Below are 21,489 nucleotides of genomic sequence, written 5' to 3' on the forward strand. Positions count from 1 at the left end.
GGAATAGGCCTGCTCGGGTTGCTGGTTCAGCGCCAGCCAGGCCGCCTGGCCGAAGTCGTCGTGCAAGCCGCCTTCGGCACCTCGCCAGGGGAATGGATAGGGGCTGTAGAGGCGCGTCTTGGCGCCGGGTATGTGTTCGCCCAGGCGCTTGCCCAGGAGCATGCTCAAGGTCGCCGGCAAGGGTATGGTGTGCGGTTTGCCCTGGTAGTCGTGGCTGACGGCCAGGCCGCTACTGCGCGCCACCCTCACCACCTCCGAGGTGTACAGGGTGCGGAAATCCGCCAGCGCCTGGGTATAGAGTTGCGCGCTGTGGCGCGTGGCGCTTTGTACGAGTTCTTCCTGCAGGCTGGAGATGTACCACAGCACCCCGGCGATGGCGCAGGCGAAACCCAGCACCAGGTAGATGAGGAGCCGCCATTCGCCCAGTAACTGCGCTAGGCGTGACAGGCCGGCATGACGAGCTGCGGCTGGGGTCATGGCGTCGCCTCTTGGCCCTGGAGCGGCAGTTCGAGGGTAAAGGTCGCGCCTTTGCCCGCGCCATCGCTGTGGGCCGTCAGGCTGCCGCCCATCTCCTTGGCCGCCAAAACGCAGCTGTGCAGGCCGAAACCGTGGCCGTCTTGGCGGGTGGTGAAACCATGGGCAAAGATCCGGGTCAGGTTCTCCGGCGCTATGCCTTCGCCCTGGTCCTGCACGCAGATGCGTACATTGCGCGGGTCCAGCAGCTTCACGCTCAGGGTCAGCGCCCGGAGCTGCTCATCCAGGCCCGCCATCGCCTGCTTGGCATTACTGATCAGATTGACCAGGATCAGCAGCAGCCGATGCTTATCCAGCCACAGCAGAGGCAGCTCGCCGTACTCCTTGATCACCCTGATCTGCTGGCGGATAAGCGCCCCGGCGTGTATGCGCAGGGCGTCCTCGAACAAATCGGTTATCTGCACGGGCTCGACTAGGCTGGACGCGCCCGCATAGGACTGCTGGGTGGCGACTATCTCCTTGATGTGGTCAATGCTCTTGGTCAGCTGTGCGAGTTCTTCGACTATGCCCTGTTGTTCGCTCGCGAGCGCCGCTACCAGCTGGTTCAGGTAACCCGGCAGCAGCTTGCCCTTCTCATCGAGGGTCATAAAGTCGCCCAGATCGCTGCTGTGTTCATTGATCAGTTGCACCGCCTTGGCCAACCCCTGGGCCTTGGAGCCGCGCACCTTGCGGCTGACCAGGTCGGCCGAGACGTTCACACTATTGAGCACGTTGCCGACGTTGTGCAGCACGTTGCTGGCGATTTCGGCCATGCCGGCCTGGCGCGCAGTGCTCACCAGTTCGCTTTGCGTCTCGCGCAGTTCGCGGGTGCGCTCTTGCACCCGCTGTTCCAGGCTTTCGTTGGCGCCCTGGAGCGCCTTGTTGACCCGGTTGATCACCGCGTAGCTGCGCACCAGGCGGTTGGCCACGTACAGCAGCAAGCCAGCCAACACCGCCGAGAAGGTCAGCAGGTACTGGCGATATTGTTGGGCCTGCGCGGAAGCCAGGAGCTGTTCCCGACTCAGCACCTCGTTGAGGTCGTCGATCCGCGCAGCCACCGGCACGGCGGCGATACTGTTCAACAGCCCGTTCACCACGCTCTGCTCGCGCAAGAGGGTGCGCACATGCGTCTTGAAGATGTCCAAGGCATTGTCGAGCGCGCTCGCTGGCTGCCCGCGGCCCCTAGGCAGACGCTCCAGCCCGGCGGTGATTTCAGCCGCCAGGTCGGCGGCGGTCGTCTGGTTGTAGCGCATGCTGGCCAGCAGCAGTTTGTTCACCTCCCCCGCCACCGGGGTTAGCGCGCGGCGTTCACTGCCCTGGGTCTGCTCGATCAGCCTGTGGATGTCGTCCGCCGCCGTGGGCAGAAACGCCAGCGAGTTGCGCAGCACCGCGCTATGCGACTTGAAGTGCTCGATCAGCCGGGTTTTTTCCTCTATGGCCTGCTGGTACGCCACGCGGCTATCGCTCCAGGCCCTGGCGTCGTCGCGCGTCAGCGGGGTGCCGAGGGTGGCCACCTGCTCGTACAGCCTGTGCAGATTGCTCAGCGGGTTCACCAGCGGGTCGTAGCTTTGATTAAGGCCGATTTTCGACTTCAGTACGTCCAGCTCCCACTGCGCGTCCAGCTGCTTGATCTGCCGTAGCAGGGCGACCTTCTCGAAGTAATTTGCCGGGTCGTAGGCCTGGGTCTTGATGTACAGGAAGAGCAGGACCGCGGCGAAGACCAGGGTTAGCCCGAGCATGGTGGGCCAGCTCAGTTGTCGGGGCAGGTTCATTGCGCTTTCCCCTCCAGTTCGCCGGTCAGGGTGTTGAGGAATTGAATGATGGCGTGCTGGTCTTCCTGCGAGGCGCTACGCCCGAGTTGGTACCTGAACATGACATCGACCGCGTCTTCGAGGGTCTTGGCCGTGGCGTCGTGGAAGTAGGGCGCGGTGAGGGCGACGTTGCGCAGGCTGGGCACCTTGAAGACGTGTTTGTCGTCTTCCTCCTGGGTGACCAGATAGCGGCCCAGATCGGCCTCGGTCGGGTTGCCGCGCGTGGCGAAGTAGTCGCCCATCACGCCAAATTTCTGGAACATGTTGCCGCCGACGTTCACCCCCTGGTGGCAGGCGATGCAGCCGTATTGCTTGAACTTCACATAGCCGGCTTGCTCATCCGCGGAGATGGCGTTCGGGTCACCATTCAGATATTGGTCGAAGCGCGAGTTGGGCGTGAGCTGGGTGCGCTCGAAGGTCGCGATGGCATTTTCGATATTCGCCTGCGTCACGCCATCCGGGTAAGCGTCGGCAAAGGCAGTTCGGTAGTGAGGGTCCGCCGCAACCTTGGCGATGACCTCATTCCAGGTCGAGCCCATTTCGACGGGGTTTTGCACGACGGCGTCGATCTGCGCCTCCAGCGAGTTCGCACGACCATTCCAGAACTGCCTGAAGTTGAGCGCGGCATTGAGCACGGTCGGCGCGTTGACGCCCGTCGGCTGGCCGCGAAAGCCCAGCGAAAAGGCCTGCTGGTCGGCGCCGCCGCTCTGCAGTTGGTGGCAGCTGGCGCAAGACCGGCTGTTGTTGGCGGACAGGCGCACATCCTGAAACAGCCGGCGACCCAGCTCGGCACGGGCAGGGTCCTGTGCCTCAACCTGGGGAATCGGCCGGATAGGTTCGTCGAGTGGCGCGCCAGCGAGCTGGCTGGACGCCGCGAGCGGCCCGGCCAGGGCGCCCAGCAAGCCGAGGAGCGGCAGTTGCAGGCGTCTTGGCCTGGCGGCCCTGGACAACGCGGCGTTCCTGTACGCCCCGTCCTCCGCCAGTCGTGGGGCGGTGTTGGGCGCGCGGCTCACGCGCGACCCTGCGGTGGCTCGAGGAGGCTGGCGTAGGTAAAGCCGGCCTCGCCATTCGGCGCCTGCGGCGCGATGCGGCCGCGGCGCAGGAGTTCGCCGGCGCGCAGGTTGTCCACCGCCGCGCTGAAATAGAAACCCTGGGCCTCGGTGGTGGAGCCGGTCGAGATCAGCTGGGCGCGCTGTTCGCGGGTTTCCACGCCATCGGCGATGATGCCGATACCCAGTTCGCGGGCGAAGATGATGATGGCGCGGATGGACATGGCGCTCTGTGGGTCCGCGCTGGCCGAGTTGATAAAGGACTGGGCGATCTTCAGGCGGTTGACGCGATAGGTCTTGAGGTAGTCGAACGAGGAGTATTCGCTGCCGAAATCGTCGATGGCGATCTTCACCCCGAGTTCACGCAGCTGCGGCAGCACGTCGTTGTGGGTCCATCGGGTCTGGGCCAGCGTGGCCTCGGTCACGTCGAATTCCAGATCGCTGGGGGCCAGCCCCCACTTGGCAAGGGTTGCGCTGACATCCTGGAGCAGTTCGCGCCCGCTCTTGATCTGGGCCAGCGAGAGGTTGACCGCGATCAGCGGTGGGGCTATCCCGTCATCGCGCCAGCGGCGCATTTGCCGGCAGGCCTGTTCGAGCACCCACTGGCCGAGCGCCACTATGCTGCCGGTTTTTTCCGCGAGGCGAATAAAGGCCTCGGCCTCGAGCAGGCCGCGCAGCGGGTGGTTCCAGCGCACCAGCGCCTCCATGCCGAGAATCTTCCCGGAAGACAGCTCGACCTGGGGTTGGTAATACAGCTCCAGTTCGTCCTGTTCGAGGGCGTTGCTCAGGTCATTGGCCAGGGTGACCCGGTCGAGCACCTGCTGGTCGAGATCCTCGGAGTGAAAGTGGTACTGGTTGCGCCCCTCTTCCTTGGAGCGGTAGAGCGCCAGGTCGGCCTGCGTCAGCATGGCGTCCGCGCTCGTGCTGCCCGGTGCATAGGGGCAGATGCCGATGCTGGCTGAGATGCGCAGCTGATTGCCGTTGAGCGAGTAGGCCTGCGCCAGGGTGCTCTGGATTTTTTCCGCCAGCGTGCCCGCGTTCGCCGGCTCGCCCATGTTCGCCTGCACTATGGCGAACTCATCGCCGCCCAGGCGGGCGACCAGATCGCTCTCGCGGGTACAGCTGCCGATGCGCCTGGCGACTTCTTGCAGGAGCAGGTCGCCCACCGGGTGGCCGAGGCTATCGTTGACCTCCTTGAAGTGGTCGAGGTCCAGGTAAAAGATCGCGAACGAGGGCGCCCCGCGCTCGGCCGCGGCGAAGGTCTGGCGCAGGCGCTCGATAAAGGTCGCGCGGTTGGCCAGGCCGGTGAGGCCGTCGGTGCGGGCCAGCAGGGCGATTTTCTCTTCCGCCAGCTTGCGCTCGGTGATGTCGAGGATGATCCCTTCGATCTCGATCAGCCGGCCCTCGCTGTTGCGCACCGGGATATAGCGGTTCTCGACCCAGCGGTAAGCCCCGTCGCCAGTTCGCAGGCGGAACTCGATCGAGGCGCCCAGGGCGTTCTTCTCCAATACCCGTTCCATCGCCGTGTCGAGCCGCTCCTGGTCGTCCGGGTGGACGAGTTCTTGCGCCCAGTTCGGCGCGGCCAGCAGTTGGGCGGCGGCGTGGCCGAACTTGGTGATGTTGTGGGAGATATACATCAGGGGAAACGCCGGCTCGCCGCGCAGGCGGTAAAGGATGGTCGGGCTGTTGCGCACTATGATGTTGGCGTCGGACAGCTCCTTGGTGCGTTCCTCGACCGCCTGCTCCAGGGCGCTCAGCTTCAAGGCCGCGTCTTGCGTCATCTGCCACTTCACGGTCAGCGCGCTGGCCATCTGGCGAATCTCGATGGCGTCGAAGGGCTTCTTCAGGATCAGCAAGCGGTCGGTCAGGTCGAGGCGCTCCACCATCTGCTCCCAGGAATAGTCGGAGTAGGCGGTACAGAGGGCGACCTGCAGCTGGGGATCGGCCTGCCAGAGGCGTTCGACGGTCTCGACCCCATCCCAGCCGGGCGGCATGCGCATGTCGATAAACGCCATGGCATAGGGCCGCCCCTGCGCCAGCGCACTGCTGACCATGGTCAGGGCTTCCTGGCCCTGATAGGCGGAGTCGAGCTCGAAGCTTGGCCCGACGAGCGGGGCGTCGCCGAACAGCGCCGCCTCGGCGGCGGCCAGCAGGGCTTGGCTGTCCTGGCCAGGGTCGAGAATCTTGCGGAAGTCCTGGTGAATAGCTGGGGTGTCGTCGATCACCAGGATGCGCCGGTTGCCGGCATAGGGTGGCCTGATCATTGCTGGAGCCTCCGGGGAGGGGGCCGTTCGACGCAGGAGGTCGCGGCCGGGTCGATGTCGTTGCCTTTGCGTCCCAGCGATCCGCTCCGTTCCTTCACGACCCGTGCTCCGCTGTGCAGCTCTCAGCCAGTGTAGGTGTTTTGTTCGAATGTGCAGGCGCGTGGCGGCTCTGAGCCGGCAGCCAGGTTTCAGCCATAGGGTGATGGATTTGCCGCCGCCAGCCTGTGCCAGGCGTCGAGCCATCATCACCCAGGGCCTGCCGGCCCGCGCGATACGGCCAGACAGCCAAGGTTCAGAGAGTCAGCGTGGCGTGCGTCAAAGCTAGAGGCGTGCGCTTTGCCCGCGCAGTGGTGGGGGCTTTCGGCGTGAGTGCGCTAGGCGCCTGTCCGGGAATGGCCGGCGATTCCACAGCGTAGGTTGGCGCTGAGCCTGCGAAGCCCAACAGGGAGTGCGCAGTACTCCGCTCGAGGTCCCGCTTAGGGTGTCGCGGGCGCCGTGTTGGGCTTCGCGTTGCTCAGCCCAACCTACAACATCCGTATTCACGGGCAGGCTGCTAGGTGCCCGCGCAGGCGGCTTGCGGCGCGGGCACTGGCATGGCGTCAGCGCAGCGGTTTTATCGGCTCAGGAAACGGCCGGGCGGAACCCGACCGGCCGCGCTTTAGCGCGTGAGGCGTTGCACCCCAGTGGCGGTGCCGAGCAGCAGCAGATCCGCCGGGCGCGCGGCGAACAGGCCGTTGGTGACCACGCCGACTATGGCGTTGATCTGGGTTTCCAGCGCCACTGGGTTGGTGATCGACAGATTGAATACGTCGAGGATGATGTTGCCGTTGTCGGTCACCACGCCTTCGCGGTACACCGGGTCGCCGCCGAGCTTGACCAGCTGGCGGGCCACATGGCTGCGCGCCATGGGGATCACTTCCACCGGCAGCGGGAAGGCGCCGAGTACCGGCACCAGCTTGCTGGCGTCGGCGATGCAGATAAAGGTCTGGGCCACCGCCGCGACTATCTTCTCGCGGGTCAGGGCCGCGCCGCCGCCCTTGATCAGGTTGAGGTGCGCGTCGCTTTCATCGGCGCCGTCGACATAGAACTCCAGGTCGCTGACCGTGTTCAGCTCGTACACCGGAATGCCATGGCCGCGCAGGCGCGCGGCGGTGGCTTCGGAGCTGGCCACGGCGCCGTCGAATGCCATCTTGTGCTGGGCCAGGGCGTCGATAAAGCAGTTGGCGGTGGAGCCGGTGCCGACGCCGATCACGCTCTTGCCGTCGAGTTTGGGGAGGATGAAATCGACGGCCGCCTGGGCGACTGCTTGCTTGAGTTGATCCTGGTTCATCGCGGGGCCTGAGACGGAGTAAAGGGAAGGCGCGAATTATAGCCCCATGTACGGCAAAACCTCGCCCCTTCAGACCGCGGATTGCAACCTGCGCCTGGCAAAACCCCGTATGCCTTATGGTCGTGCGGCGCGGGGCTGGGGTAGACTCGCTGACTCCCTGGAAAACCGCCTGCGATGCCCGCCATGCTCGAACAGTACGTCAAGAAGATCCTCACCTCGCGCGTCTACGACGTGGCGGTGGAAACCCCGCTGCAAGCCGCCCACCAGCTGAGCGAACGCCTGGGCAACCAGATTCTGCTCAAGCGCGAAGACTTGCAGGCGGTGTACTCGTTCAAGATTCGCGGCGCCTACAACAAGCTGGCGCAGCTGTCGGCCGAGGAACAGGCGCGTGGCGTGGTCACCGCCTCGGCCGGCAACCATGCCCAGGGTCTGGCCCTGGCGGCCAAGGTGCTGGGGGTCAAGGCCACCATCGTCATGCCCAAGACCACCCCGGAGATCAAGGTGCAGGGCGTGCGCTCCCGCGGCGGCAAGGTGGTGCTGCATGGCGACAGCTTCCCCGAAGCCCTGGCCTATTCGCTGAAGCTGGTCGACGAGAAGGGCTACATCTATATCCACCCCTACGATGATCCGCACACCATCGCCGGGCAGGGCACCGTGGCCATGGAAATCCTCCGTCAGCAGCCGGGCCAGCTGGACGCGATCTTCGTGCCGGTGGGTGGCGGCGGCCTGATCGCCGGCATCGCCGCCTACGTCAAATACCTGCGCCGGATGTGCGGGTGATAGGCGTCGAGCCGGACGATTCCAACTGCCTGCAGGCCGCCATGGCCGCCGGCGAGCGCGTGGTGCTGAGCCAGGTCGGCTTGTTCGCCGACGGCGTGGCGGTGGCGCAGATCGGTCAGCACACCTTCGACATCTGCAAGGATTATGTCGACGAGGTGATCTGCGTCAGCACCGACGAGATCTGCGCGGCGATCAAGGACATCTACGACGACACCCGTTCGATCACCGAGCCGGCCGGCGCCCTCAGCGTGGCCGGGATCAAGAAATACGTGGAGCGTGAAGGCTGCAGCGGCCAGGTGCTGGTGGGCATCGATTCGGGGGCCAACGTCAACTTCGACCGCCTGCGCCATGTCGCCGAGCGCGCCGAGCTGGGCGAGAAGCGCGAAGCCATCATCGCCGTGACCATCCCCGAGCAGCCGGGCAGCTTCAAGGCCTTCTGCGAGGCCATCGGCAAACGCCAGATCACCGAATTCAACTACCGCTACCACAGCGATAAAGAGGCGCACATCTTCGTCGGCGTGCAGACCCACCCGGAAAGCGACCCGCGCGCGGCGCTGGTGGCCAGCCTGCGCAGCCAGGGCTTCCCGGTGCAGGATCTGACCGACAACGAGCTGGCCAAGCTGCATATCCGCCATATGGTCGGCGGCCATGCGGCGCGGGTGCGCGATGAGGTGGTGTTCCGCTTCGAGTTCCCCGAACGGCCGGGGGCGCTGTTCAACTTCCTGCAGAAGCTCGGCGGGCGCTGGAATATCTCGATGTTCCATTACCGCAACCACGGCGCCGCCGATGGCCGCGTGGTGGCCGGGCTACAGGTGCCGGAGAGCGAGCGCCATCTGGTGCCGGCGGCGCTGCAAGCCATTGGTTACCCCTACTGGGATGAAAGCGATAACCCGGCCTATACCCTCTTTCTTGGTTAACCGGTCGACAGGGACAAGTTTATGGAACATTACCCACTGCTGAAAATCGCCCACAGCCTGCCCGGCATCCTCGTGTTGCTGGGTTTGCTGGCCCACGCCTTTATGCTGTGGAAGGCGGCGCGGGTTGGCGATGCGGCGGTGCTGCAGCGCAAGCTCAAACGCACCCGGCTGATCAGCCTGCCGGTGTTCGGCCTGCTGGCCCTGAGCCTGCCTGTCAGCGGCTGGTGGCTGGTCAATCTGGGCGGTTTTTCCCTGGGGCAAAGCTGGTTGCTGGCCAGCAGCCTGCTGTTCGGCCTGCTGGTGCTGTTCGGCTTGCTGCTCAACGGCCGCCTGGCGGTCTGGCAGACCCTGGGCGACAGCCCGGCGCCGGTGCGTCTGCTGCGCTTCTGCGGCGTCTATGCCGGGTTGATTGGGCTGCTGTTGCTGCTGATTATGGGCCTGATGGGCGCCAAGCCGGCTTAAGCCGTTGGCTAAACAAAAACGCCGCCTGATTAGGCGGCGTTTTTGTTAGGCGCGTAGGTTGGGTTGAGGTGCGCAGCGACGAAGCCCAACGGCCATGGTTCGGACGCAGCCCTTGTCGGGTTGTGCCTTGTTGGGCTTCGCACAGCTCAGCCCAACCTACGGGTGAAACCTGTTCTTCAGCGCAGCGAGATCACCGGCCAGCCACGCTTCTCGGCTTCGACGCGCAGCTTGGGGTCGGGGTCGACTGCGACCGGGCGGGTGACCTGTTCCAGCAGCGCCAGGTCGTTCATCGAGTCGCTGTAGAAGCAGCTGTCGTCCAGGCTCAAGCCGGTCTCGACCAGCCAGCGGTTGAGGCGGGTGACCTTGCCTTCCTTGAAACAGGGCACGTCGGTGGTGCGCCCGGTATAGCGGCCGCCCTGCATTTCGCATTCGGTGGCCAGCAGGGTGTCGACGCCCAGGCGCGCGGCAATCGGCGCGGTGACGAAGCGGTTGGTGGCGGTGATGATCAGCAGCTTGTCGCCGGCGGCGCGGTGTTCCTCGAGCAGGGCTTCGCCCTTGGCCAGGATGATCGGCTCGACGCAGTCGCGCATAAAGTCGCGGTGCCATTGTTCGAGCTGGGCCATCTCGCTGCGGCCGAGAATCTCCAGGCTGAAATTCAGGTAGTCGGTGATATCCAGGCGCCCGGCCAGGTAGTCCTGATAGAAGGCATCGTTGCGCGCCTTGTAGGCGATACCGTCGAGGATGCCGCGTGCGCACAGGTAATCGCCCCAGGCGTGGTCGCTGTCGCCGCCCAGCAGGGTATTGTCGAGATCGAATAAAGCCAGACGCACGGAGCACCTTTTATCAAAGCCTGGAAGGGCCGCCAGAATAGCGGCTTTTAGGGGCCATTCCTATCCGCCGGGTCGCGGCCGCGCCGCTCGCGTTGCCGCTGCCGCGACCTTTGTGGAACAATGCCGAAACATGCGTTTACGAGGTTGTGTGCCGTGATCGATCCTGATGGTTTTCGCCCTAATGTCGGCATTATTTTGACCAATGATCTGGGTCAGGTGCTGTGGGCGCGTCGGATAAACCAGGACGCCTGGCAATTCCCGCAAGGCGGGATCAATGACCATGAGTCGCCGGAAGAGGCGCTGTTCCGCGAATTGAACGAAGAAGTGGGCCTGGAACAGCAGGATGTGAAAATTCTCGCCTGCACCCGGGGCTGGTTGCGTTATCGTCTGCCTCAGCGTCTGGTGCGTACCCACAGTCAACCGCTGTGCATCGGGCAGAAACAGAAGTGGTTTCTCTTGCGTCTAACCGGCGCGGAGGATCGGGTGCGCATGGACCTGACCGGCAAGCCGGAGTTCGACGGCTGGCGCTGGGTCAGTTACTGGTACCCGTTGGGCCAGGTGGTCACATTCAAGCGCGAAGTTTATCGTCGCGCCCTCAAGGAACTCGCTCCGCGCCTGTTGGCGCGGGACTGACACTGATTAGAGCCGAGCCATGCTCAATACGCTGCGCAAGATAGTCCAGGAAGTAAACGCCGCCAAGGACCTCAAGGCGGCGTTGGGCATCATAGTGCAGCGCGTGCGCGAGGCCATGGGCACCCAGGTCTGCTCGGTCTACCTGCTCGACCCGGAAACCAATCGTTTCGTCCTGATGGCCTCCGAGGGCTTGAACAAGAAGGCCATCGGCAAGGTCAGCATGGCGCCCAACGAGGGCCTGGTCGGCCTGGTGGGTACCCGCGAAGAGCCGCTCAACCTCGAACACGCCTCCGAGCACCCGCGTTACCGCTACTTCGCCGAAACCGGCGAGGAGCGTTATGCCTCCTTCCTCGGCTCACCGATCATCCACCACCGCCGGGTGATGGGCGTGCTGGTCGTCCAGCAAAAGGATCAGCGCAAGTTCGACGAGGGCGAAGAGGCCTTCCTGGTGACCATGAGCGCGCAGCTCGCCGGGGTGATCGCGCATGCCGAGGCCACCGGCTCGATCCGCGGCCTGGGCCGGCAGGGCAAGGGCATCCAGGAAGCCAAGTTCGTCGGCGTGCCGGGCTCGCCGGGTGCCGCCGTGGGTACCGCGGTGGTGGTGTTGCCGCCGGCCGACCTGGATGTGGTGCCGGACAAAACCGTCGATGACATAGCCGCCGAACTGGAGCTGTTCAATGCCGCCCTGGAAGGGGTGCGCGCCGATATGCGCGCGCTGTCGGCGAAGATGGCCACTCAGCTGCGCCCGGAAGAGCGCGCACTGTTCGACGTGTACCTGATGATGCTGGAAGACGCCGCCCTGGGTAACGAGGTGGTCAAGATCATCCGCACCGGACAATGGGCCCAGGGGGCCCTGCGGCAGGTGGTCGGCGAGCACATCAACCGCTTCGAGCTGATGGACGACGACTACCTGCGCGAACGCGCCTCCGATGTCAAAGACCTCGGCCGGCGCCTGCTCGCCTATCTGCAGCAGGCCCGCCAGCAGAGCCTGGTGTACCCCGACAACTGCATCCTGGTCAGCGAAGAGCTGTCGCCGGCCATGCTCGGCGAGGTGCCCGAGGGCAAGCTGGTCGGCCTGGTCTCGGTGCTCGGCTCGGGCAACTCGCATGTGGCGATCTTCGCCCGCGCCATGGGCATCCCCACCGTGATGGGCGCGGTCGACCTGCCCTATTCCAAGCTCGATGGCATCCAGCTGATAGTCGATGGCTACCACGGCGAGGTGTTCACCAACCCCAGCGAAGTGCTGCGCAAGCAGTACGCCGATGTGGTCGAGGAGGAGCGCCAGCTGACCCAGGGCCTGGCGACCCTGAGCAGCCTGCCGTGCGAAACCCTGGATGGCCACCGCATGCCGCTGTGGGTCAATACCGGCCTGCTCGCCGATGTGAAGCGCGCTCAGGAGCGCGGTGCCGAGGGCGTTGGCCTGTACCGCACCGAAGTGCCCTTTATGATCAAGGAGCGCTTCCCCAGCGAGAAGGAACAGCAGGCGATCTATCGCGAGCAGCTGGCGGCCTTCCATCCGCTGCCGGTGACCATGCGCAGCCTGGATATCGGCGGCGACAAGGCGCTGAGCTATTTCCCAATCAAGGAAGAGAACCCCTTCCTCGGCTGGCGCGGCATCCGCGTGACCCTCGACCACCCGGAAATCTTCCTGGTGCAGACCCGCGCCATGCTCAAGGCCAGCGAAGGCCTGGACAACCTGCGCATCCTGCTGCCGATGATCTCCGGTGTCCAGGAGCTGGAGGAGTCGCTGCACCTGATCCACCGCGCCTGGGGCGAGGTACGCGACGAGGGCGTGGACATCCCCATGCCGCCGGTGGGGGTGATGATCGAGATTCCCGCGGCGGTCTATCAGACCCGCGAACTGGCGCGTCAGGTGGACTTCCTCTCGGTCGGCTCGAACGACCTGACCCAGTACCTGCTGGCGGTGGACCGCAACAACCCGCGGGTCGCCGATTTGTATGATTTCCTCCATCCGGCGGTGCTGCAGGCGCTGTGCAAGGTGGTCGAAGGCGCCCATGCCGAAGGCAAACCGGTGAGCATCTGCGGCGAAATGGCCGGCGACCCCTCGGCCGCGGTGCTGCTGATGGCCATGGGCTTCGACAGCCTGTCGATGAACGCCACCAACCTGCCCAAGGTGAAGTGGTTGTTGCGCCAGATCAGCCTGGGCAAGGCCAAGGAGCTGCTGGCCCAGCTGATGAGCATCGACAGCCCGCAGGTCGTCCATAGCACCTTGCAGCTGGCCCTGCGCAATCTGGGCCTGGGCCGCATGATCAATCCGGCGTCGGATATCCAGGCTTGAGCGCCGCCTGGTCGTGCTGAAAGCCGCGGATCGGTCTCTCTCGCTACAGCTGCTCGCCGACTTGCGCCTGTCGGCGGCCAGCGCCCTGGTCTGTCAGGCGCAGAGCCTGTGGCTGGTGGCCGACGATGCGCTAAGCCTGCAACGCTATAGCCTGGCCGGTGTCTGGCAGGCCGAACAGGCGCTGCTGCCCGGCGAGTTGCCCGTCGAGCCTGCGTTGCGCAAACGCCTCAAGGCGGATTTCGAAGCCCTGCTGCTCCTGCCGGACGGCGCCTTGTTGGCGCTGGGTTCGGGATCGACCCCGCAACGTTGCCGGGCTTGCCTGATCCAGGCTGGTGTCGTCCGTATTATCGACCTTAACCCCCTGTACCAGGCGCTGGCCGGGCATTTCCAGGAACTGAATATCGAAGGCGCGGTGGTGCATCGCGGGCAGTTGCTCTTGGCCCAGCGCGGCAACGGCGCCGGCGGGGAAAATGCCCTGGTGTTGCTCGATCTGGCGCAAGCCTTGCGCGATCTCGAGGACGGCCAGTTAAGTGCGGCCGCGCTGTTGCGCATTCTGCCTGTGCCCTTGCCCGATCTGGACGGCGTGCCCTTGAGCCTCACCGACCTCAGCGTGGACCCCGGCGGTCAGCTGTACTGCAGCGCCACGGCGGAAGACACCGACTCCAGCTACCTGGACGGCGCCTGCCTCGGCAGCGTGCTGGGTCGTTTCGATCAGGACTTGAACCTGGTGCAACTGGTGCGCTTGCTGCCGCCGGTGAAGATCGAAGGCTTGGCCTTCCAGGCCGACGGCCGCTTGCTGCTGGTGGCCGATGCCGATGACCCGAACATTCCCTCACCGCTATTCGCCCTGGACGGTTTGGCCGAGCAGTTAGCCGCCGGCTAAATGGCGCGGCCTGCTACAGCGTACAGGCGTCAGCGACTCCGCACTCCAGACGCACCTCACCCAGATAGCTGCCGTTGGAGCCGAAGCTGCGCTCGATCAGCAGGCGGTTGCCCTCGGCATTGACTATCAGCACGCTGCTGGCGCGGGTGCCGTAGCTGGGGCTGGCGATAAAGACGCTGGACAGCAGGCGTTCGCCGGCGAGGCCGATCCCGGTCTGCGGCAATTGGCTATCCGCGGCCTGGGTCGGGTCGGCCAGCAGCTCAAGCAGGCGGTCGGGGCGCGGGTCGTGCAGGCGGGCTGCCAAGGCGGCTTTGGCGCGCTGCAGTTTGGGCCAGGGTGTGTCCAGGCCGGCATTCGACAAGCCGTAGATGCCGCCGGGCAGCACCCTGGCTCGGCGTTCCAGGGAGCTGAAGTGGCAGAGCTGCTGCGCATCGCCGCACAGCAGGTTGAAACCGCTGTACTGCCCGCATTGGCCTTCGAGTCGTTGCAGGAAGTCGAGCGCGGACAGCTCGCCGCGCAGAAAATCCACCGGCAGTTTGCCCCGCGAGCGCGCGCCTGCAGCCTGGCCGGGATCGCGAATATTGGTCAGGGCGGCGAAGCGTCCACCGGGGCCAATGCCCAGCCAGGTGCCACCGGCCTCCAAGTCGCGCCCGGCGAACAAGCCCGGCGCATCCGGCCATTCACCCAGGGGCTGGCTGGGGCGGGCATAGAACTCGTCCCGATTGGCCGCCAGCAGCAAGGGCTGGGCATGGCCGGGGCGCCAGGCCAGAACGATCAGGCACATGGCGCCACCTCGCTGCTGGGCGGGGCCGGCGGTGCGGCGTGCCGATTGCAGGCACTGCACCGCAGACTTGGCTGCGCTTGAGCGCAAGGCAGTTTCATGTAGGAGGTTGGGTGCACGGCAATCAATTCTCCAGGGGCGTCGAGGGCACTTTACGCAAAGCCCGCGCAGACATCCATCGCCGCAAACTGGAGGCGAGGGGCTTGCATCCGTTACCATGCCGCATTGGGTTCGGGGGTGTCGATGGAACTGCTGCTGTATTTACTGCTGGGCGCCGCCGCCGGTGTGCTGGCCGGGCTGTTTGGCGTGGGCGGCGGCATCATCATAGTGCCGGTGCTGGTGCTCAGCTTCGCCGCCCAGGGCTTCGATCCGACGGTGTTGACCCATCTGGCGGTGGGCACGTCCCTGGCGACCATAGTCTTCACATCCATCAATTCGGTGCTGGAGCACCAGCGCAAAGGCGCGGTGCGCTGGCCGATCTTCGCCTGGATGTGTTTGGGCATCCTGCTTGGCGCGGGCCTCGGTGCGGCGACGGCCTCGGCGATCAAGGGTGAGATGCTGCAGAAGATTATCGGCGTGTTCGCCATTATCATCGCCGTGCAGATGGCCTTCGAGCTGAAACCCAAGGCCAGCCGCGGGGTCCCAGGCAAGCCGGGCTTGACCCTGGCCGGTGTGGTGATTGGCTGGGCCTCGGCGATTTTCGGCATAGGCGGCGGTTCGCTGACCGTACCCTTCCTGACCTGGCGCAGCGTGCCGATGCAGCAGGCGGTGGCCACCTCTTCGGCCTGTGGCTTGCCGATTGCCCTGGCCAGCGCCCTGGCGTTTATCTGGCTGGGTTGGGACAAGGCGGATCTGCCGCAGTGGAGCCTGGGCTTCGTCTACCTGCCGGCCATGGCCGGGATTGCCACCACCAGCATGTTTTTCGCCCGCTTCGGCGCGCGCCTGGCGCACAAGCTGTCGCCGCGCCTGCTGAAGCGCCTGTTTGCCCTGCTGCTATTTGCCGTGGGCCTGAATTTTCTGATTTGAGGAATTGCCATGCTGCCTTACCCGCAGATAGACCCGGTGGCTCTCGCCCTCGGCCCGCTGAAAATCCACTGGTACGGCCTGATGTACCTGGTCGGCATAGGCGGCGCCTGGTGGCTGGCCGCGCGTCGGGTCAACGCCTTCGAGCCGAGCTGGAACAAGGAGAAGCTCTCCGACCTGGTGTTCTGGGTGGCCATGGGCGTGATACTCGGCGGCCGCCTGGGTTATGTGCTGTTTTACGATCTGGCCGCCTATATTGCCGAGCCGGTGCGCATGCTGCGCATCTGGGAAGGCGGCATGTCGTTCCACGGTGGCCTGCTCGGCGTGATGCTGGCGACCTGGTGGTTCGGCCTGCGCAACCACAAGAGTTTTTTCCAGCTGATGGACTTTATCGCGCCGCTGGTGCCCATCGGCTTGGGCGCGGGACGCATCGGCAACTTTATCAACGCCGAGCTCTGGGGCAAGGCCACCGATGTGCCATGGGCCATGGTCTTCCCGGCCTGGAGTGACCCCGAACAACTGGCGCGACACCCCTCGCAGCTCTATCAGTTCGCCCTGGAAGGCGTGGCGCTGTTCACCATCCTCTGGTTCTACTCGCGCAAACCGCGGCCGACCATGGCGGTGTCGGGCCTGTTCGCCGTCTGCTACGGCCTCTTCCGCTTTATCGTCGAGTTCGTCCGGGTGCCGGATGCCCAACTCGGCTCCCTGGCCGGCGGCTGGCTGACCATGGGCCAGGTGCTGTGCCTGCCGATGGTGCTCGGCGGCCAGGGCCTGAACGCCTTCGCTTACCGCCGCCAGGGAGCCGCGCAATGAAACAGTACCTCGACCTGATGCGCCTGGTGCGCGACACCGGCACCTTCAAGAGCGACCGCACCGGTACCGGCACCTACAGTCTGTTCGCCCATCAGATGCGCTTCGACCTGGCCGACGGCTTCCCCTTGGTCACCACCAAGAAGTGCCACCTGAAATCCATCATCCACGAACTGCTGTGGTTCCTTCAGGGTGACACCAATATCAAGTACCTGAAGGACCTCGGCGTGCGCATCTGGGACGAGTGGGCCGACGCGAACGGCGACCTCGGCCCGGTGTACGGCTACCAGTGGCGCAACTGGCCGGCGCCCAATGGCCAGTCGGTGGACCAGATCAGCAAGCTGATCGAGATGATCAAAAAGAATCCGGATTCGCGGCGGCTGATCGTCTCCGCCTGGAACCCGGTGCTGGTCGACGAGATGGCTCTGCCGCCGTGCCACGCCCTGTTCCAGTTCTATGTGGCCGAGGGCCGGCTGAGTTGCCAGCTGTACCAGCGCTCGGCTGACATATTTTTGGGGGTGCCCTTTAATATCGCCAGCTACGCCCTGCTGACCCTGATGGTGGCGCAAGTCTGCGACCTGCAGCCGGGGGAATTTATCTGGACCGGCGGCGACTGCCACCTGTACGCCAACCATCTCGAACAGACCGACCTGCAGCTGTCGCGCAAGCCGTTGCCGCTGCCGGTGATGAAGCTCAACCCCGAGGTGAAGGACATCTTCGCCTTCAAGTTCGACGACTTCGAACTGCAGGGTTACGAGGCCCATCCGCATATCAGCGCGCCGGTGGCGGTGTAACGGCTGGGCTGGCGTGGAAAGCTAAGAGGGCTGCCTAGGTGCAGCCCTTTTTATTATTGCGGTGGCCTGGCTAGCGCCCGTCGAGCAGCGGCAGCTCGACGGCTGTGGCTTCGTGCTGGCGGAAGGCATACGGGCGCAGCAGGCCTCGCCGTCAACCGATAGCCGTGCACCCTGACATGCCGGGTGGTGCTGGGCCTATGGGACAACTCGCCGAAACCCAGGGCGCGCGCCAGCTTCTCGCCTAACCACAGCCACAGGCGCTGCAGGCGATTGCTGGAGCTGGGTGCGGTCGGAGGCACGCGCTGTTCCGCCGGCGGCAGGAGTACAGCGCATAACCGCCGTGCGGCCGGCAGGGCTAAACCCTGGATAGTGGTGCGGACTCGGCAGTGCGGGCTCGCAGGCCGTTGCAAAACTACCTGCGTTGCCCCTCTCGATAAAAGGAAGGGGCGTTAAAAACTGCCTCACAAAAGCGCAGCGTTGAACGCGCTTTAGCGCGACCCGCAGGGTGAGCGCAGCGAATCAAATGCAGGCCGCTTTGACCAGCCTTCGGCTGTTACTGCGTAGCGCCTTGTCTCGGCTGCCTCGCCTACATTTTGCAACGGCCTGCTAGGCTGCAAGGCAGAACAAGAATAAAGCGAGTGGTCATAGTGAAGTTACCCCATCTGGATTGGGTCAATCAGGATTCCCCTTACCTGCGCCAGCACCTGCAGGGTTTCCGCCTGCTGAATTTCGCCGGGGAGCTGGAGCAGGCCTTCAAGCGCTATCACATCGGTGTCTTCCTGCTGCGCATGCGCTGGGCGCTGCTGGTGGCCATGCTGCTGATTCTGCTGTTTGCCGTGCTGGATGCCATCAGCCTGCCGCCGACTATTCGCAGCAAGGTACTGGCCCTGCGCCTGGGGCTGATTTTGCCGATGCTGTCGATCACCTGGCTGGCCACCTACAGGCGCGAGCTGCGCCCTTATTTGCAGCTGATCGGCGGCGTGGCTGCGCTGTTTACCGGGCTGGGCGTGGTGGGCATCATCTGGATCGCCCGCCGCCATGCTTTTGCGCTGCCCTACGAGGGCATCATCCTGGTCACGGTGTTCTTCTACTTTCTCACCGGGCTGCGCTTCACCACGGCAGCGCTGTGCGGCTGGCTGACCTTTCTCGCCTACCTGGCGATCGAGGTGATCAGTGGCTTGCCAGGGCAGGTGCTGCTGTATAACGCCTTCTTCCTCGGTTCGGCCAACGTGATCGGCTCGGTGGGTTGCTACTTTCTGGAGTACGCCACGCGGCAGAACTTCCTCGCCCAGGGGCTGCTGCAGGATATGGCGGAGAAGGACTTTCTCACCGGCCTGCTCAATCGCCGCGCCTTCAGTGAGCGCGCCCAGCGCAGCTGGCGCCAGGCCCTGCGCGAGCAGCATGGGCTGGGTGTGGTGATGATGGATGTGGATTTCTTCAAGCGCTATAACGATCACTATGGCCATGCCGCCGGCGATGAGGCCCTGCGCAAGATCGCCCAGGTGCTGGGCGTGCACGCGCGGCGGCCGCTGGACATAGTCGCGCGCTATGGCGGCGAAGAGTTCGTCGGCCTCTGGTACAACCTCAGCGAGGAGCACATGCAGGGGATACTCGAGCGGCTGCGCAGCGACATCATCGCCCTGCAGTTGCCCCATGTGCAGTCCGACGCGGCTGCGGTGGTCAGTATCAGCATCGGCCTGGCCTACCTGGTGCCGCAGGCGCATCAGCGCCTGGAAGACGCCCTGCGCCTGGCCGACGTCGCCCTCTACCTGGCTAAGGAGCAGGGGCGCAACCGCGTGGTATGCAAGAGGCCGGGCAATCAGGAGAGCTAAACCTATGCAAGGCTTCATTCATAACAGCTGAGCCGTTATCCTCGCGCCTATGAAAACTACCCTGCCGCTTTGCCTGATCGCCGCTCTCGCGGAAAACCGCGTGATCGGCCGTGACAATCAATTGCCCTGGCACCTGCCGGCGGACCTCAAGCACTTCAAGGCGCTGACCCTGGGCAAGCCGATCATCATGGGGCGCAAGACCTGGGATTCCCTCGGTCGGCCTTTGCCCGGGCGGCTCAATCTGGTGGTTAGTCGCCAGCCGGGCTTGCAGCTGCAGGGCGCGGAAGTCTTCGCCAGCCTGGAAGCGGCGCTCGAGCGGGCCGAAGCCTGGGCCCGCGCGGAGGACGCCGAAGAGCTGATGCTGATCGGCGGCGCGCAGCTGTATGAACTGGGCCTGGCCATGGCGGATCGCCTGTACCTGACCCGCGTCGGCCTCAGCCCCCAGGGCGATGCCTGGTTCCCGCAGGTGGATGAAGCCACTTGGCATCTAGCCTCGGCCGTCGAACACCCGGAGGGGATGGAGACGCCGGGCTATGTGTTCGAGGTCTGGGACCGGCGTTAATCCAGCCCCGGTGTAACGAAAAAGCCCGGTACTGAGTACCGGGCTTTTGGTTTTTGCCGACGCTGTTTAGGGCACCAGTTTCTCCAGCAGCGCCTTGTCGCGTACCGCGCCCTTGTCGGCGCTGGTGGCGAGCAGGGCGTAGGCCTTTAGTGCGGTGGTGACCTTGCGCGGACGCTGTTCCACCGGCTTCCAGCCTTTCTTGTCCTGCTCATGGCGGCGGTGGGCAATTTCCTCGTCGCTGACCAGCAGATTGATGCTGCGCTCGTGGATATTGATCAGGATCTTGTCGCCTTCGCGCACCAGACCGATGGCACCGCCGGCGGCCGCTTCCGGCGAGGCGTGGCCGATCGACAGACCCGAGGTGCCGCCGGAGAAGCGCCCGTCGGTGAGCAGGGCGCAGGCTTTGCCCAGGCCTTTGGATTTCAGGTAGGACGTCGGGTAGAGCATTTCCTGCATGCCCGGGCCGCCTTTCGGGCCTTCGTAGCGGATGATGACGATATCGCCGGCCTGCACTTCGTCGGCGAGGATGCCGCGCACGGCGCTGTCCTGGCTTTCGAAGATCTTCGCGTTGCCTTCGAACACATGGATGGATTCATCCACCCCGGCGGTTTTCACCACGCAGCCGTCGAGGGCGATATTGCCGTAGAGCACGGCCAGGCCGCCTTCCTGGGAATAGGCATGCTCGACCGAGCGGATGCAGCCGTTCTCGCGGTCGTCGTCCAGGCTGTCCCAGCGGGTGCTCTGGCTGAACGCGGTCTGGGTCGGGATACCGGCCGGGCCCGCCTTGAAGAAGGTATGCACGGCTTCGTCATCGGTCTGGGTGATATCCCACTTGGCTATGGCTTCGGCCATGGTCTTGCTGTGCACGGTCGGCAGGTCGGTGTGCAGCAGGCCGCCACGGGCCAGCGAACCGAGGATGGAGAAGATACCGCCGGCGCGGTGCACGTCTTCCATATGATACTTCTGGATGTTCGGCGCGACCTTGCACAGCTGCGGCACTCGGCGCGACAGACGATCGATATCGCGCAGGTCGAAGTCGATCTCGGCTTCCTGGGCGGCGGCCAGCAGGTGCAGGATGGTGTTGGTCGAGCCACCCATGGCGATATCCAGGGTCATGGCGTTTTCGAAGGCCTTGAAGCTGGCGATATTGCGCGGCAGGGCCGACTCGTCGCCGTCCTGGTAATAGCGTTTGCACAGCTCCACCGCGGTGCGCCCGGCCTGCAGGAACAGCTGCTCGCGGTCGCTGTGGGTGGCCAGGGTCGAGCCGTTGCCCGGCAGGGCCAGGCCGAGGGCTTCCATCAGGCAGTTCATCGAGTTGGCGGTGAACATGCCGGAGCAGCTGCCGCAGGTCGGGCAGGCGCTGCGCTCGTATTCGGCGACTTTCTCATCGGAGGCCGAGGAGTCGGCGGCTATCACCATGGCGTCGACCAGGTCCAGGCCGTGGCTGGCCAGCTTGGTCTTGCCCGCTTCCATTGGGCCGCCAGACACGAAGATCACCGGGATATTCAGGCGCAAGGCGGCCATCAGCATGCCGGGGGTGATCTTGTCGCAGTTGGAGATGCACACGATGGCATCCGCACAATGGGCGTTGACCATATATTCCACGGAGTCGGCGATGATCTCGCGGCTCGGCAGCGAATAGAGCATGCCGTCGTGGCCCATGGCGATGCCGTCGTCCACGGCTATGGTGTTGAATTCCTTGGCCACGCCGCCGGCCCGTTCGATCTCGCGGGCGACCAACTGGCCGAGGTCCTTCAGGTGCACGTGGCCGGGCACGAACTGGGTGAAGGAGTTGGCGATGGCGATGATCGGCTTCTTGAAGTCTTCGTCCTTCATCCCGGTGGCACGCCACAGGGCGCGGGCGCCGGCCATCTTGCGGCCGTGGGTGGAGGTCTTCGAGCGGTAATCGGGCATGG

The 21,489-nt window shown here is 64.8% G+C and carries 17 protein-coding genes and 2 pseudogenes; 10 read left to right on the forward strand and 9 right to left on the reverse strand.

The genetic code is table 11. From position 1 onward, the window contains the following. From Q8Q83_RS05475 to rpiA, 5 genes are all read right to left on the reverse strand, one after another. The coding region (locus Q8Q83_RS05475) for a hypothetical protein (protein ID WP_305621836.1) at positions 1-477 on the reverse strand (477 nt) is incomplete at its 3' end. Then, on the reverse strand, positions 474-2,285 hold the full coding sequence (locus Q8Q83_RS05480; protein WP_305621837.1) for a DAHL domain-containing protein: 1,812 nt from the start codon (positions 2,283-2,285) through the stop codon (positions 474-476). The genes Q8Q83_RS05475 and Q8Q83_RS05480, both read right to left, overlap by 4 nt. Then, positions 2,282-3,226: a cytochrome-c peroxidase gene (locus Q8Q83_RS05485; protein WP_305621885.1), complete on the reverse strand. Its 945-nt coding sequence runs from the start codon at positions 3,224-3,226 to the stop codon at positions 2,282-2,284. Before Q8Q83_RS05485 ends, Q8Q83_RS05480 begins: the two co-directional genes overlap by 4 nt. A gap of 107 nt (positions 3,227-3,333) precedes the next feature. Beyond that, positions 3,334-5,637, reverse strand: coding sequence for an EAL domain-containing protein (locus tag Q8Q83_RS05490; RefSeq protein ID WP_305621839.1), 2,304 nt, complete (start codon positions 5,635-5,637; stop codon positions 3,334-3,336). Between the two features lie 658 nt (positions 5,638-6,295). Continuing rightward, the gene (gene rpiA, locus Q8Q83_RS05495; protein WP_305621841.1) at positions 6,296-6,967 is read right to left on the reverse strand and encodes a ribose-5-phosphate isomerase RpiA; all 672 of its coding nucleotides are present in this window, start codon (positions 6,965-6,967) and stop codon (positions 6,296-6,298) included. Between the two features lie 183 nt (positions 6,968-7,150). Between rpiA and ilvA the strand changes: the two are divergent. Continuing rightward, positions 7,151-8,664 (forward strand): annotated as a pseudogene (gene ilvA, locus Q8Q83_RS05500) (threonine ammonia-lyase, biosynthetic). Between the two features lie 21 nt (positions 8,665-8,685). Then, complete coding sequence (locus Q8Q83_RS05505) at positions 8,686-9,126, forward strand: DUF2269 family protein (RefSeq protein WP_305621843.1); 441 nt, start codon at positions 8,686-8,688, stop codon at positions 9,124-9,126. Between the two features lie 176 nt (positions 9,127-9,302). On the opposite strand, the gene Q8Q83_RS05510 is transcribed toward Q8Q83_RS05505, so the two are convergent. Further along, complete coding sequence (locus Q8Q83_RS05510) at positions 9,303-9,956, reverse strand: HAD family phosphatase (protein ID WP_305621845.1); 654 nt, start codon at positions 9,954-9,956, stop codon at positions 9,303-9,305. Between the two features lie 153 nt (positions 9,957-10,109). Here Q8Q83_RS05510 and Q8Q83_RS05515 point away from each other — a divergent pair, with 153 nt between their 5' ends. The 3 genes from Q8Q83_RS05515 to Q8Q83_RS05525 are packed head-to-tail and all read left to right on the forward strand — an operon-like array spanning position 10,110 to position 13,771. After that, positions 10,110-10,589 (forward strand): RNA pyrophosphohydrolase, encoded by a 480-nt coding sequence (locus Q8Q83_RS05515; RefSeq protein ID WP_305621847.1) that lies wholly within the window; start codon positions 10,110-10,112, stop codon positions 10,587-10,589. A 19-nt stretch (positions 10,590-10,608) separates the two neighbouring features. Next, positions 10,609-12,888 carry a phosphoenolpyruvate--protein phosphotransferase gene (gene ptsP, locus Q8Q83_RS05520; protein WP_305621849.1) on the forward strand — a complete coding sequence of 760 codons (2,280 nt, stop codon included), beginning with the start codon at positions 10,609-10,611 and terminating at the stop codon, positions 12,886-12,888. 13 nt (positions 12,889-12,901) lie between these two features. Continuing rightward, a complete protein-coding gene (locus Q8Q83_RS05525) occupies positions 12,902-13,771 on the forward strand; it encodes a hypothetical protein (protein ID WP_305621851.1) in 870 nt (289 codons plus the stop codon). Positions 13,772-13,784: 13 nt separating this feature from the next. On the opposite strand, the gene Q8Q83_RS05530 is transcribed toward Q8Q83_RS05525, so the two are convergent. Further along, positions 13,785-14,555 (reverse strand): NRDE family protein, encoded by a 771-nt coding sequence (locus Q8Q83_RS05530; RefSeq protein WP_305621853.1) that lies wholly within the window; start codon positions 14,553-14,555, stop codon positions 13,785-13,787. A 240-nt stretch (positions 14,556-14,795) separates the two neighbouring features. Here Q8Q83_RS05530 and Q8Q83_RS05535 point away from each other — a divergent pair, with 240 nt between their 5' ends. Genes Q8Q83_RS05535 through Q8Q83_RS05545 form a run of 3 tightly spaced genes read left to right on the forward strand, consistent with a single transcriptional unit; the run spans position 14,796 to position 17,179 of the window. Beyond that, positions 14,796-15,578: a sulfite exporter TauE/SafE family protein gene (locus Q8Q83_RS05535; protein WP_305621855.1), complete on the forward strand. Its 783-nt coding sequence runs from the start codon at positions 14,796-14,798 to the stop codon at positions 15,576-15,578. Between the two features lie 9 nt (positions 15,579-15,587). After that, the gene (gene lgt / locus Q8Q83_RS05540) at positions 15,588-16,388 is read left to right on the forward strand and encodes a prolipoprotein diacylglyceryl transferase (RefSeq protein ID WP_305621857.1); all 801 of its coding nucleotides are present in this window, start codon (positions 15,588-15,590) and stop codon (positions 16,386-16,388) included. Then, the gene (locus Q8Q83_RS05545; protein WP_305621859.1) at positions 16,385-17,179 is read left to right on the forward strand and encodes a thymidylate synthase; all 795 of its coding nucleotides are present in this window, start codon (positions 16,385-16,387) and stop codon (positions 17,177-17,179) included. Before lgt ends, Q8Q83_RS05545 begins: the two co-directional genes overlap by 4 nt. A gap of 141 nt (positions 17,180-17,320) precedes the next feature. On the opposite strand, the pseudogene Q8Q83_RS20180 reads toward Q8Q83_RS05545, so the two are convergent. Beyond that, a pseudogene (locus tag Q8Q83_RS20180) lies at positions 17,321-17,412 on the reverse strand (hypothetical protein); the annotation flags it as partial. 414 nt (positions 17,413-17,826) lie between these two features. Here Q8Q83_RS20180 and Q8Q83_RS05550 point away from each other — a divergent pair. Beyond that, the gene (locus tag Q8Q83_RS05550) at positions 17,827-19,011 is read left to right on the forward strand and encodes a diguanylate cyclase (RefSeq protein WP_305621861.1); all 1,185 of its coding nucleotides are present in this window, start codon (positions 17,827-17,829) and stop codon (positions 19,009-19,011) included. A 49-nt stretch (positions 19,012-19,060) separates the two neighbouring features. After that, positions 19,061-19,573, forward strand: coding sequence for a dihydrofolate reductase (locus tag Q8Q83_RS05555; protein WP_305621862.1), 513 nt, complete (start codon positions 19,061-19,063; stop codon positions 19,571-19,573). A 66-nt stretch (positions 19,574-19,639) separates the two neighbouring features. On the opposite strand, the gene ilvD is transcribed toward Q8Q83_RS05555, so the two are convergent. Further along, the gene (gene ilvD / locus Q8Q83_RS05560) at positions 19,640-21,487 is read right to left on the reverse strand and encodes a dihydroxy-acid dehydratase (protein WP_305621863.1); all 1,848 of its coding nucleotides are present in this window, start codon (positions 21,485-21,487) and stop codon (positions 19,640-19,642) included. Between the last annotated feature and the right edge of the window lie 2 nt (positions 21,488-21,489).

It is taken from the genome of Pseudomonas sp., assembly GCF_030696055.1.
Classification (GTDB): domain Bacteria; phylum Pseudomonadota; class Gammaproteobacteria; order Pseudomonadales; family Pseudomonadaceae; genus Aquipseudomonas.

Excerpts from the sequence above, each read along its gene's own strand:
- Q8Q83_RS05480 (WP_305621837.1), bottom strand. The coding sequence starts at position 2,285 with ATGAACCTGCCCCGACAACTGAGCTGGCCCACCATGCTCGGGCTAACC.
- Q8Q83_RS05490 (WP_305621839.1), bottom strand. The coding sequence starts at position 5,637 with ATGATCAGGCCACCCTATGCCGGCAACCGGCGCATCCTGGTGATCGAC.
- rpiA (WP_305621841.1), bottom strand. The coding sequence starts at position 6,967 with ATGAACCAGGATCAACTCAAGCAAGCAGTCGCCCAGGCGGCCGTCGAT.
- Q8Q83_RS05505 (WP_305621843.1), top strand. The coding sequence starts at position 8,686 with ATGGAACATTACCCACTGCTGAAAATCGCCCACAGCCTGCCCGGCATC.
- ptsP (WP_305621849.1), top strand. The coding sequence starts at position 10,609 with ATGCTCAATACGCTGCGCAAGATAGTCCAGGAAGTAAACGCCGCCAAG.
- Q8Q83_RS05530 (WP_305621853.1), bottom strand. The coding sequence starts at position 14,555 with ATGTGCCTGATCGTTCTGGCCTGGCGCCCCGGCCATGCCCAGCCCTTG.
- Q8Q83_RS05535 (WP_305621855.1), top strand. The coding sequence starts at position 14,796 with ATGGAACTGCTGCTGTATTTACTGCTGGGCGCCGCCGCCGGTGTGCTG.
- lgt (WP_305621857.1), top strand. The coding sequence starts at position 15,588 with ATGCTGCCTTACCCGCAGATAGACCCGGTGGCTCTCGCCCTCGGCCCG.
- Q8Q83_RS05545 (WP_305621859.1), top strand. The coding sequence starts at position 16,385 with ATGAAACAGTACCTCGACCTGATGCGCCTGGTGCGCGACACCGGCACC.
- Q8Q83_RS05555 (WP_305621862.1), top strand. The coding sequence starts at position 19,061 with ATGAAAACTACCCTGCCGCTTTGCCTGATCGCCGCTCTCGCGGAAAAC.
- ilvD (WP_305621863.1), bottom strand. The coding sequence starts at position 21,487 with ATGCCCGATTACCGCTCGAAGACCTCCACCCACGGCCGCAAGATGGCC.